Source organism: Rubrivirga sp. (genome assembly GCF_049648075.1).
Lineage (GTDB): Bacteria > Bacteroidota > Rhodothermia > Rhodothermales > Rubricoccaceae > Rubrivirga.
This window is the reverse complement of sequence record NZ_JBARYR010000494.1, coordinates 1-11,300: the sequence shown is the minus strand read 5'-3', so window position 1 is coordinate 11,300 and position 11,300 is coordinate 1. Positions and strand designations below refer to the sequence as shown.

At 68.3% G+C, this 11,300-nt stretch carries 12 protein-coding genes; 7 read left to right on the top strand and 5 right to left on the bottom strand.

Annotated features, from left to right (window positions below):
* Positions 1-559: hypothetical protein (locus WBA11_RS14045; protein WP_424521297.1), on the bottom strand; the 559-nt coding region annotated here is incomplete at its 3' end.
* A 164-nt stretch (positions 560-723) separates the two neighbouring features.
* Here WBA11_RS14045 and WBA11_RS14040 point away from each other — a divergent pair.
* Entirely contained in the window at positions 724-2,769 is a 2,046-nt protein-coding gene (locus tag WBA11_RS14040) for a S46 family peptidase (protein WP_424521296.1), read from the top strand.
* 78 nt (positions 2,770-2,847) lie between these two features.
* Here WBA11_RS14040 and WBA11_RS14035 read toward each other — a convergent pair whose 3' ends face one another.
* Entirely contained in the window at positions 2,848-3,387 is a 540-nt protein-coding gene (locus WBA11_RS14035; RefSeq protein ID WP_424521295.1) for a hypothetical protein, read from the bottom strand.
* 122 nt (positions 3,388-3,509) lie between these two features.
* Between WBA11_RS14035 and WBA11_RS14030 the strand changes: the two genes are divergently transcribed.
* The 5 genes from WBA11_RS14030 (at position 3,510) to WBA11_RS14010 (ending at position 8,056) form a co-directional block, all read left to right on the top strand.
* Positions 3,510-4,661, top strand: a complete 1,152-nt coding sequence (locus WBA11_RS14030; RefSeq protein ID WP_424521294.1) for a M23 family metallopeptidase — start codon at positions 3,510-3,512, stop codon at positions 4,659-4,661.
* A 99-nt stretch (positions 4,662-4,760) separates the two neighbouring features.
* Entirely contained in the window at positions 4,761-7,121 is a 2,361-nt protein-coding gene (locus WBA11_RS14025; protein WP_424521293.1) for an acyl-CoA dehydrogenase, read from the top strand.
* An 83-nt stretch (positions 7,122-7,204) separates the two neighbouring features.
* Positions 7,205-7,438 carry a hypothetical protein gene (locus tag WBA11_RS14020; protein ID WP_424521292.1) on the top strand — a complete coding sequence of 78 codons (234 nt, stop codon included), beginning with the start codon at positions 7,205-7,207 and terminating at the stop codon, positions 7,436-7,438.
* Between the two features lie 178 nt (positions 7,439-7,616).
* The gene (locus tag WBA11_RS14015) at positions 7,617-7,739 is read left to right on the top strand and encodes a hypothetical protein (RefSeq protein ID WP_424521291.1); all 123 of its coding nucleotides are present in this window, start codon (positions 7,617-7,619) and stop codon (positions 7,737-7,739) included.
* Positions 7,736-8,056 (top strand): hypothetical protein, encoded by a 321-nt coding sequence (locus WBA11_RS14010; protein WP_424521290.1) that lies wholly within the window; start codon positions 7,736-7,738, stop codon positions 8,054-8,056. Before WBA11_RS14015 ends, WBA11_RS14010 begins: the two co-directional genes overlap by 4 nt.
* A 254-nt stretch (positions 8,057-8,310) precedes the next feature.
* On the opposite strand, the gene WBA11_RS14005 is transcribed toward WBA11_RS14010, so the two are convergent.
* Entirely contained in the window at positions 8,311-9,117 is an 807-nt protein-coding gene (locus tag WBA11_RS14005) for an endonuclease/exonuclease/phosphatase family protein (protein WP_424521289.1), read from the bottom strand.
* A gap of 92 nt (positions 9,118-9,209) precedes the next feature.
* Here WBA11_RS14005 and WBA11_RS14000 point away from each other — a divergent pair, with 92 nt between their 5' ends.
* A complete protein-coding gene (locus WBA11_RS14000; RefSeq protein WP_424521288.1) occupies positions 9,210-9,584 on the top strand; it encodes a hypothetical protein in 375 nt (124 codons plus the stop codon).
* Between the two features lie 72 nt (positions 9,585-9,656).
* Here the strand turns inward: WBA11_RS14000 and WBA11_RS13995 are convergent, their stop codons facing one another.
* The gene (locus WBA11_RS13995; protein ID WP_424521287.1) at positions 9,657-10,211 is read right to left on the bottom strand and encodes a DUF5683 domain-containing protein; all 555 of its coding nucleotides are present in this window, start codon (positions 10,209-10,211) and stop codon (positions 9,657-9,659) included.
* A 4-nt stretch (positions 10,212-10,215) separates the two neighbouring features.
* The gene (locus WBA11_RS13990) at positions 10,216-11,169 is read right to left on the bottom strand and encodes a ParB/RepB/Spo0J family partition protein (protein WP_424521286.1); all 954 of its coding nucleotides are present in this window, start codon (positions 11,167-11,169) and stop codon (positions 10,216-10,218) included.
* Between the last annotated feature and the right edge of the window lie 131 nt (positions 11,170-11,300).

Here is an 11,300-nt window from a genome sequence, read left to right as displayed (position 1 = left end):
GTCCGAGCGTCGTGCCCGAGTTGTCGGACTCGGGGCTGATCCGGTAGGTCCGGGCCCCGTCGCCGACGAAGGTCTCGCCCGAGACGGGGTTGATGAACTGGAAGTTGTCGGCGTTGTCCGACTCCTCGCCCGTCGCCTCCACGTGGGGGGAGGTCCCATCTACTCCAACGTCGAACAAGCCGAGATAGACCGAGAGGTGGTCGTAGAAGAAGGCGCGGTTCGGTGTGTCCGGCGTGTCGATCATCGGCGCGCCCTCGTCGCGGACGCGGACTGCGAAGTACATGTTGTCGTCGTCCGCCTTCATCGCAAAGTGACCAGAGAAGTCGGCCGGCGAGGTCGGGACGCCGAAGACGGGGTTGCCGTCGGGCTGCAAGAAGTTGGGCTCGTCCTGGCTGAAGAACAAGAACTGGGCGTCGTCCCAGTCGTCGAGGTTGCCGTCGACGGTGACGGGCTGCCCGTTCAGGGCGATGTCGTACATGTTGGCTGCCGTCGCCTCGACCTGCGCGAACGCGGGCGCAGAGACGAGTGAGGCGAGTACGAGGAGAGAGGCAAGGCGCATCTGGGAGGGGGGCTGATGGTCGGGTCGGGCATGGAAGCCCTTTCGGCTACAACCTAGGACGTAACGTGAAGGGAATGCAAACGATTTCCATCACTTCTGAGACGGCCAGGGCACAAAGTGAGACAGGCCCCTCAGTATCTTCGGTTTCCGCCACCCCGAGCCCTATGCGCTACGCCCTCCTTCTCCTGGTCTTGAGCATTTCGTCCTCGAGTGCGCAGACGTTCGACCCCGACACCGTCCGCGCCCAGCCGCTCGACAACGGCAAGATGTGGCTGTTCGAGGATCCGCCGACGGAGTATCTCCAAGACACCTACGGCTTTACGCCAGACGAGGCGTGGTACCGCCGCGCCCGGTTGGCGTCGTTGCGGATGCCCGGCTGCTCCGCGTCGTTCATCTCGCCGAACGGCTTGGTGCTGACGAACCACCACTGCGCGCAGAGCTGGATCATCCGGTCGGACCGCGGCGGAGAGGGCTTGCTCGACAACGGGTTCACGACCCGCGCCCTCGAGGACGAGCGCCGCGTCGACGCTCTGTACATGGACCAAGTCGTCGCCATCGACGACGTGACGGCCGAGGTGAGCGCGGCCGTGGACGCCGCCGAAACGGACGCCGAGCGCGAAGCCGCCCTCGAGGAGGCCCAAGCGGCCGTGACCTCGAGGCTGCTGGCCGGGCGCGGCATCACGTCGCCCGACCCTGATGCGGACGACTTCATCGTTCAGGTGGTCGGGTTGTACAACGGCGGGAAGTACTCGGCGTACACGTTCCGGCGGTACCGCGACGTGCGCTTGGTGATGGCGCCGGAGCGCTCCCTCGGCTTCTTCGGCGGCGACCCGGACAACTTCACCTACCCGCGCTACGCGGCCGACTTCGCCTTTTTCCGCATCTATGGCGACGACGGGCAGCCGCTCGGCACGCCGGAGTTTTTCCCGCTCTCCGCCCAAGGCGTCGAGGACGGGAGTCTGGTGTTCGTGATCGGCAACCCCGGCCGGACGGCTCGAGGCCGGACGGTGGCCGAGCTCGAGTTCTTGCGCGACGTGAGCCTCGGTGAGCGACTGCAGTTCGTCGAGTCCCGTGAGCAGGCGCTCCGCGGGTACCTCGCGACGGGCCAAGACGACAACCCGGACCAAGTGCGCGGCACCATCTTCGGCCTGAGCAACGCGCGCAAGGCGTTCGGTGGACGCCTCCGCGGCCTCCAAGACGACTACGTGGTTGCCCGCCGTGCGGCCGGCGAGCGGGACTTCCGTGCGGCCAGTCCCGAGGCGTCGGCGCTGATCGACGAGATGGCGGCGCTCCAGGCTGAGAAACGAGAGCTCGCCCCAGCCTACCGCACCTTCCCGGGTCTGTTCAACCGCGCCTATGGCTCGGCCTTGATGAAGCGGGCGCTCGCGCTCGTGCGGGGCGAGGACTCGTCAGAGATCGAAGCCTCTGCCGCCGACCTCGAGCGGGCCTACCTCGAGGCCGAGGTGGCTGCGCTCCGTCGGTACTACGCCGATCTGGACGAGGCTTTGCCGGCCGCCCTCGAGGGCGAGTCCGCGGCGGCGGCGGCGGACCGTCTGTTGTCGACCTCGCAAGCCGCGCAGCCAAGCGCAGATCCGGCCCAGGCGGAATACGACCCGGCCGTGGCGCTGGTGCGCGGGCTGCTGCCCGCGATCCAGGAGTTTCAGTCGGCGAGCGCCGGGTTCAGCGCTCGTGAGGCCGACCTGGCCCGTCAACTTGGCCAAGCCCGGTTCGCCGCCTTCGGCAACGCGGTCCCGCCGGACGCGACGTTCTCGCTCCGGTTCACCGACGGCGTCGTGGCGGGCTACCCGTACAACGGGACCCTCGCTCCGCCGATGACGACGATGTACGGCATCTTCGACCGGTACCACAGCTTCTGCTCGAGCGGCGCCTCGGACCCGTGCGAGTGGGACCTGCCCCCGCGCTGGCTCGAGGCCGAGAGCGCGCTCGATCTCTCCACGCCGGTCAACTTCACGTCGACCTCGGACACGATCGGCGGCAACTCAGGCTCTCCGACGGTCAACCGCGCCGGCGAACTGGTCGGGCTCAACTTCGACCGCACCATCGAGGGCCTGGTCCGGGACTACATCTACGACCCGACTCGGGGTCGGAACGTGATGGTGGACACGCGGCTCGTGGTCGAGGCGCTCGCGACGGTCTACGGCCTCGATGGGCTGGTGCGCGAGATCCGCGACGGGACGCTGCGACGGTAGCGTCCTCGAGGGCGCCAACGGGACGGGTACCGCTTCATGCGAAGGGTCGGCGCCGCGTTCGTCCTCGAGGACGAGCGGCTACTGCCGTGCCCGCTGGCTCGCGGGCGTCTCGAACACTTGCGACGGGTAGGCCGCCGCGTCCGGCCGCCGGATCTGAATCAGCGGGTAGCCGGAGCGGCCGTGGCACGCGTTGCAGCCGTCGACCATGACGTCGTACGCCTCGTCGAACCGAGCGCGATCCCGGGTGGCCGCCGCCTCGGCCAAGGCCGTTGCCCGTGGGTCCGCGATTTCGGCGGCGATCGCGCTCACGTCGATCCCGTCCACGATGTAGCCTCCGTCGATGACGCGGGTGGCCCGCTCGTCGATCTTCTCGGCGTAGAACTGCGTCAGCTCCCAGTTCTCGGCCTCCGCCGACAGCGCCGCCTTTTCGATGTAGCGCTGCATGTTGACCATGTGGTTCAGCAGCGTCGCTTCGTCATAGGAGGCTCGTCCTTGACGCTCCTCTTCGCGAATCTGAGCGGTCGGGATGGCCGGTGTGAACGCCGCGAACATGGCCGTGATAAGAGATAAAAGGGCGACCAGGAGGCCCAGGACGGCGATGATGATGGCGCGTTGCACGAGACGGGGGGATGGAGGTTTGGGAGACGCGGTCGCCGCGGCGCGGATTCGCCCGGATCATACCGCTCCCAAGGAACGGGCCCCGCCTGACCCGGAGTACCACGGCCTCTTCTCGGTTCGGCATGCGGCTCCTTTCTCTCGTCTTCCTCATGACCGCCGTCGGCTGCGGGTCCCCGGACTCGTCGTCGCCGCGCTCAGCCGCGACCACACTCGAGGACGCCGACGCAGATGCCGACCTCGAGGACGAGCCAGCAGTTCCAGCTCCCCAGCGTGAGGGCACCGGCCTGTCCCTCGTGCTACCCACCTCGAACGACGCCCTCCTCCGGGGCGAGCCCGACGAGTTCTACATGCGCCTCGACATGGCCATCGACAGCATGAGAGAGGAGCGGTGGGAGGGAGGCCAGTACGGGTTCGTCCGCGATCCCGTCCCGACCATCTTCGGGCGCCGCACCTTTCGGCGCGTCCACGAGGGGATCGACATCGCGCCGGTCGGGCGGGACAACGCCGGCGAGCCGGTCGACAGCGTCGTGGCCATCGACCGAGGACGCGTGGCCTACGCCAACTCGAGCGCGGGCGCCTCGAGCTACGGCAAGTACGTCGTCCTCGAGCACGACTGGAGCGACAGCCCGGTCTACAGCTTGTACGCCCACCTGTCCGACGTCTACGCCGTCGAGGGCGACGTCGTGGAGCAGGGCGAGCCGATCGGGAAGATGGGCTACACCGGCCGTGGCCTGGGCCGCGCCCGCGCGCACGTCCACCTCGAGATCGCGATGATGGTCAACGAGAACCAGCCCGTCTGGTTCGACGAGTACTTCGGGGGCTCGAACATCCACGGGCGCTTTTTCGGTACCAACTTGACCGGTTTCCCACCCGCTCAGCTCTACCTCGCCCTCGAGGACGACCCCGGCCTGACGTTCCCCGAGTTCGTCGCCGGCCTCGACGAAGGCTACGTCATCGACCTGCCGGGCGGACAGCCGCTCGACCTGCTCGAGCGCTACCCGTGGCTCGGCCTCGAGGCGGCCGCCGCGGACCCGGCGACGGTCCCGGCGTGGCGCATCGCGTTCACGCAAGAGGGCAATCCGATCCGCGTCGAGGTCGGCGACGAGCCGGTCGAGCGGCCCACCGTCGACGGCGTGGCGTTGCGGATCTGGCTGACGGACGGGAGCACCAACAAGATGCTCCTCCGCCGCCGGCTGACCTACCAGCCAGCGCGTCGGGGCCTGAGCTACTTCGCGCTGTTGGCCACGACGCCGGAACGCGCTCCGCGGTGGTGAAGAGCTCGAGGTCGACGGGTTTCAGTCTCGAGTGAAAGTTTGGGTCAGGGCATCCTTTCCCGATTCCGCCGGTTTAGAGAGGGAACCGCACCTGGACCCATGGCCGACACCATCATCGCCGATTCCGACCCCGGCGGCCCCCCGCTCGACGACCTCTCCCGAGGTGTCGCGTCGGTCCTCCCGTTCCTCTACGTCGCGTGGGCCGACGGACTACTGATGCCGTCCGAGATCGCCGCTGTCCACCGCCGCCTCGAGGACGAGGACTGGCTAACGGACGGCGACCGCGCCCAACTCGGAGCGTGGCTCGACCCGGCTTCTCCGCCGGACGCGACGACGTACTTCCGCTGGGTCCGGGCTATCCGTCGCGCGGCGCACCACATCCCGGACGTGGCGCAAAAGTCGCTCGCCGACCTCGGCGCCGACCTCGGATCGCTCGCGTCGGGAGGCGACGGCGCTGGACTGCCGCCCGAGGCGCGGCTCGCCCTCGGCGAAATCGAGGACGTCCTCGGCATCGTCGGCGAGGAGGCCGTCCGCGATCTCCTCGAGGAGCGACCCGATCCGGTCGAACCGAAGAGGGTGCCGCCGGGCTTCGACGTCGACGCCGTCAAGGCCCTCCTCGACGGCCCCAACGCCGACGTCAAGAACCGCGTCCGTCGTCTGCTCTGCGACCCGGCGTTCGCCTACCCCGAGCCGGGCATCTCGAACGACGAGTACCGCGACCTCGTCCTCGAGTGGACGCAGCTGCTCGCGGACCAAGGCATCGGAGCGCTCGCCTACCCGGACTACGCCGGCGGCGAGGCCGACATCGACAAGTTTATCGCGGCGTTCGAGATCATCGCGACGCATGACCTGAGCCTGGTCGTCAAGTTCGGCGTCCAGTTTGGGTTATGGGGCGGGAGCGTCAACGCGCTCGGCAACGACGAGCAGCGGCGCGATCTCTTGCCCCGCATCGGGACGCTCGAGCTGCCCGGCGCCTTCGCCATGACCGAGCGGGGCCACGGCTCCAACGTCCGCGAACTGGAGACGACCGCCACGCTCGACCCCGCGACCGATGAGTGGGTCATCCACACCCCGACGGACCACGACCATAAAGAGTGGATCGGGAATGCCGCGCGCCACGGTCAGCAGGCCACGGTCTTTGCCCAACTCGTCATCGAGGGCGAGGGCTTCGGCGTCCACGCGTTCGTCGTCCCGATCCGGGGCCAAGACGGGAGCACCCTCCCCGGCGTCCGCATCAACGACAGCGGCCACAAGATGGGGCTGAACGGCGTCGATAATGGCCAGCTCTGGTTCGACGAGGTGCGGATCCCACGCGAGAACCTGTTGAGCCGCTACGCACAGGTGAGCGCGGAGGGCGAGTACACGAGTCCGATCCCGAGCGCGGGCAAGCGGTTTTTCGTCATGCTCGGAACGCTGGTCGGCGGCCGGATCGCGGTCGGCGCCGCGGGCAACAGCGCGGCCAAGGCGGGGCTGACGGTCGCCGTCCGGTACGCGAACCGCCGTCGGCAGTTCGGCCCGGCGGGCGGGGAGGAGGTCGTCATCATGGACTATCTCAGCCACCAGCGTCGCCTGCTGCCGCTCGTCGCGACGAGCTATGGCTTGTCGTTCGCCCTCGATGGGCTCGCTCGCGACTTCGCGTCGCTGCCTCCGGGGAGCGATACGCGCGAGATCGAGGCGCGCGCGGCGGCGCTCAAGACGATGGCGTCGTGGCACGGTACGCGGTCGCTGCAGGAGGCGCGGGAGGCGTGCGGCGGCGAAGGCTTCCGGTGGTCGGCCCGGATCGCGCACCGCAAGGCGGACTCCGACATCTTCACCACCTTCGAGGGCGACAACACGGTCCTCCAACTCCAAGTCGCCAAGGGCTTGCTGAACGGGTACAAGCAGGAGTTCTCGGACCTCAACGCGTGGGGCCTGCTGCGCTACCTCCGAGACCAGGCCGACGTCCGCCTGGGCGAAGTCAACCCGTTGGCCCGTCGCAACCGGGGCCGCGATCACTTGATGGACGGGGACTGGCACCGGGCGCTGTTCGAGCGCCGCGAGCGGATCTTGCTCGTCCAGGTGGCCCGTCGTCTCAAGAGCCGGATCGACAAGGGGATGGACTCGTTCGAGGCCTTCGTCGAGGTCCAGGACCACCTGCTCACACTCGCGACGGCGCACTCGGAGCGCCTCGTCCTCGAGGCCTTTCAGGACGCGGTCGACACCGTCGAGGACGAGCAGACCAAGACCGTCCTCGGCCTCACCTGCGCGCTCTACGCTCTCGAGCATCTTGAACGCGACCGGGGCTGGTTCCTGGAGCAGAACCTGATCGACGCACCGGTCGCGAAGGCGATTCGGACCCAGGTAAACCGCGTCTTAACTCGCCTGCGCCCGCTCTCCGTCGATCTGGTCGACGCGTTCGGGATCCCGGACGAGTTGTTGGGCTCGGAGATCGGGTCGGGACGGCTGCCGCTCGATCCGTAGCCGTCCTCGAGGACGCCGCGTCGTCCCACCCGTGTCCTCTCGGCCTCGAGGCCGACGTTCTACGCTCTCTACCGTTCACTCCCGTGCGCATCACAGACCTCGAGACCGGCGGCGAGTACGTCGTCCACACGTCGTTCCGTGACGACCGCGGGACGCTCGTGCTCCCCGGCGACTCGCTGACCTTCGAGCGCCTGTCGGCCGTACCGGTCACAGGCGCGTTCGAGCTCCACTTCCGAGAGGAGATGCTGGTGCTGCAGGAGGACCGTCAGAAGGACGTGGTCGAGCACGTCGAGAGATTCCTGCGCGTGGTCGAGTAAAGCGGGCGCTGCTGTGGGGCATCGCCGCGATCCGGGGGCGCGACTGCGGGTCTTGAGCCGCTCCGACTACTCCATAGCCGCGACGCGTGAGCGGGCCATCGCGTCGCTGCGCTAGCCGTCATCCGACCTCGAGACAAAGGCCGCCGCGATCGATGCATGACTCCTCCCAGAGGGATGTGTGTTCGCGCTCACCGGGATCGCCTGGACCGACGTCGGGTTCAAAAGCCGTCCGTCCAGCGACGCCACCGACGCGCCAAGGGGCGACGCCCTCGAGGGCGCTCGGTCCGCACTCGACTCGTGATAGCGCCCTGGTCCCGCGATCCTTTCGGCGCTACCGGCGAATTCCCTCACGGCCTGTTCTACGACGGCTGCACGACGCGCCTACAAACGGGCGTCGTCACGCTCCGTCGCGTCCTCGAGGCCGACGCGGCCGGACTCCGCACCCGATGCGCCCGGCTCCGAGCCGTCTTCGAGAGCCGTGAGGCCGGCGTAGCCAACGGACTCCTCTTCCCCGACTCCAATCCCGGTCAGGCGTGGCCTGCCGATGTTGCCGTGGGCGCTACCGCTTTGGAGGGATGCGTTCAGACTGTAGACCCGTCCTCGAGGGTGGAGCGCTGAAGGTCGGGTTTGCCGTGCTCGCGTCGTCCGACGAGATCAGCTGGCCCGTCACGATTTTGGGGGGAGTGCCGCTACGCGGCAGGGACACTGCCGGTCGGGGAGGCGTTCGTCGCGTGAGCCTGGACGGTTTCTGTCTCTGCGGCCCCAGAGTCGCTCGACCCGTTTTCGGGATGGCAGTGGCGGTGACGCCTGGTCGGCTTGATTCTGCTGGGACTCGGCGGCGCGCTCGTGGTCGTCGCGCGTCGAGGACGATATCAGATGCCGTCCGCGGTGTCCGCCTGAGCGTCCTCGAGTTCGAGACGTGCGACGATCGGCAGGTGGTCGGAGCCCCGGCGCGCGGCGTCGCTGGTGTGGGTCTCGAGCGAGAGCACACGCATCCCTCTCGCATACAGCCGGTCGAGGGCCAAGACCGGGCGCACGGATGGATAGGAAGGGGGCCAGGACGCGTTGTGGTGCCGCTCTCGAAAGTGGTCGTCGAGTTGGCGGCTGGCCTTCGTCGGTCGCCACGCGTTCATGTCCCCGAGCAGGACGGTGGGTCCGCCTGCGAGCTGAGGGTGATCGAGGAGGGCTCGGACCTGGCGCGACCGCGTCCGGTCTACCAAGGCAAGGTGCGTGGCTGCGACCTGAACGTTCCGCGCGCTTCCTCCGACTCGGACGGCCAAGGCCGCGCGTCGCTCGAGAGGCCCGAACGACAGGTTGATCGCGTGGGCGCCCGACAGCGGCCACCTCGACAAGACCGCGTTGCCCAACTCTCCCCGTCGGTGGATCCGCGTCACGACGAACGCCAGGTGAAAGCCCAGCGAGCGAGCGAGATCTGCCAGAGGATCGGCGCCGTCGACGGGCCTCAAAACTTCCTGAAGGGCTAGAACATCAGCTCCCACCTCCGATACCACGAGGGACGCCTTCTCCGGGTCGTAGGCCCGCCCACCCCGTACCCCCGCCCACCGATGCACGTTGTACGACGCGACCGTGAGTCGCTCTCGCAAGGGCTCGACCTCGAGGCCGCGAGGGGCCGCGAGGAGCTCGGCGAGGTAGGGGTCAACGCGGGTCGGACGTGCCACGAAGGGGCCGGAAAGGGGGGGTGAAGACGAACGCGTACCGTGCGACAATCTGCTCTGATCCGTTATCCTCCAACAGCATTCTCTGAACTGACATGGACCGTCTCCAGTGCAAGGCCTGCGGATCTCACTCGATGCTCCCGATGGAGCTCGAGCCCGACGAGCCAGATGCCATCGACCTCCTCACGGACGACCACGAGGCTCGTTTTTATACCTGCCACGTCTGTGGCGACAACTGGCTCTCCGTCCGGCGCGTCGAGGAGGGCGACTGCAAGATCACGTTTGTCCACCAGATGGGGCTCCAGCCACTTCTCAAGCGGACCGCCCACATGACCACGCCGATCCTGCTCCAGGAGGAGACCGTCGAGCGGTGGGACTACTTCGTCGGCGACGACGAGGTGGGTGAGAACCGGTGGCGCGACACGCTGTCCGACCGCCGGCAGACGCTGCGCTCGATCTGCTCGAACTAGAACTCTACCTCTCGTCCTCGAGTGCGCGGTCGCGTCCTCGAGGACGAGTCGTATCAGGCCCCGAGGTCGTGGCTACAACCCGACGCGTAGAGAGAGACCGGCCCGACGCGGCGCGACCTCGAGGACGACGGTCAGGTCCTCGCTGACGTCGAAGTCCGAGAGCTCCGCCGCGACGTAGGCGTCGAGCGCCTGGAGGGCGTAGGCGACGCCGACCAGCAGGTAGCTCACGTCGCGCTGGCCACGAGCCCGATCTCGAACGGGTCGTAGAGACGTGAACAGGGGTGAGCCCAGCGCCTCCCACTCGTCGCGATAGTCCGGTGCGTCGAGACAGATCTCGACGCGGTCCGGCGTCGAGTCGGGGTCCTGCTCGCAGCCAGCGAACAGGGTCGCGCGTCGAAACCTCACGTATTCGGTCTGCCGGTCGACGGCGTAGACCAACGCGCCCACGACGAGTGCGGCAGCGATCGGAGCCTTGACTGGCTCGCCGTTATAGAGCTGGCCGAGGCCGGGGACGAGCAGAGATCTCGTGACCGCGGTCCGCGGCGACCTCGAGGTCGTCGAGTCCGTCGCGATAGGCTGAGCCGACGCCGCGCTGCAGACCAGCATTGAGAGCGCGAGGGCGCGCACGACGCTATCCCTCCGTCAGGCGGTTCACGACGCGGTCGAGGTCGTCCACGGAGTAGTACGCGACCTCGATGACGCCCCCGCCATCGCTCACGCGATGCTTGATCTGAACGCGGCTAGAGACATGGGACCGTAGGCGATCCTCGAACGCGTCGATCTGCAGCCGGTCGCGTGGCGCCAAGGCCGGCCCGTCGCTCTGGGGCGAGGACGCCGACGGGGCCGGTGTCGGATCTTCGCCCTTCCGCAGCGCGCGCGTCCGCTCCTCCACGTCACGGACGGACAAGCCGTCGTCCAAGATGGAGCGGTGCAAATCGAGGAGCTCGGACTCGTCCTCGACGCCGACGAGCGCACGGGCGTGGCCGGACGACACCGTCCCCTCGCGGAGCGAGGCCTGGACGCGCGGCGGAAGCTTGAGAAGGCGGATGGCATTGGCGACCGTCGGCCGGCTCTTGCCGACCTTTTGCGCGACCTGCTCCTGGGTCAGCCCGACCTCTTCCATCAGGCGCTGGTAGCCGAGTGCGACCTCGACGGGGTTGAGGTCTTCGCGCTGGACGTTCTCGACGATGGCCATCTCGAGCATCTCCTCCGTGTCCGCCTCGCGCACATAGGCCGGGACCTTCTTGAGGCCCGCCCGCCTCGAGGCGCGGAGTCGCCGCTCGCCCGAGATCAGCTCGTACTGGCCGTCGCCGAGGGAGCGAACCGTCAGAGGCTGGATAATGCCGAGCTGCGCGATCGAGGACGAGAGCTCGTCCAGGGCGGCCTCGTCGAAGTCCTTTCGCGGCTGGTACGGGTTCGGCCGGATCGCGTCGACCTCGAGGTCGGCGACGCGGCCGGCCAAGCGGCGGCGCTCCTCGAAGTTGTAGAGCCGCGTGCGAGATCCCGGCTCGTCGCCCGCGTCCGGCTGAGAGGGGAGGAGGGCGCTCAGGCCCTTGCCGAGCGCCGCTTTCTTGGGGGAGGCCATGGGTTAAACGTCGTCGGTGGGCGGAGTGGCTCGGGAAGCGAGCACGACGCGGTCGGAGGAGGCCGCGTCACCGTCGCCGCCTTCGGGTGCCGTCCTCGAGGGCGCGGCTGGCGGACGGGGGGCGACGGTGG

Bases quoted from the DNA above. Each gene is read 5' to 3' on its own strand.
- WBA11_RS14040 (WP_424521296.1), top strand. From the start codon at position 724: ATGCGCTACGCCCTCCTTCTCCTGGTCTTGAGCATTTCGTCCTCGAGT.
- WBA11_RS14025 (WP_424521293.1), top strand. From the start codon at position 4,761: ATGGCCGACACCATCATCGCCGATTCCGACCCCGGCGGCCCCCCGCTC.
- WBA11_RS14000 (WP_424521288.1), top strand. From the start codon at position 9,210: ATGGACCGTCTCCAGTGCAAGGCCTGCGGATCTCACTCGATGCTCCCG.
- WBA11_RS13990 (WP_424521286.1), bottom strand. From the start codon at position 11,169: ATGGCCTCCCCCAAGAAAGCGGCGCTCGGCAAGGGCCTGAGCGCCCTC.
- WBA11_RS14030 (WP_424521294.1), top strand. From the start codon at position 3,510: ATGCGGCTCCTTTCTCTCGTCTTCCTCATGACCGCCGTCGGCTGCGGG.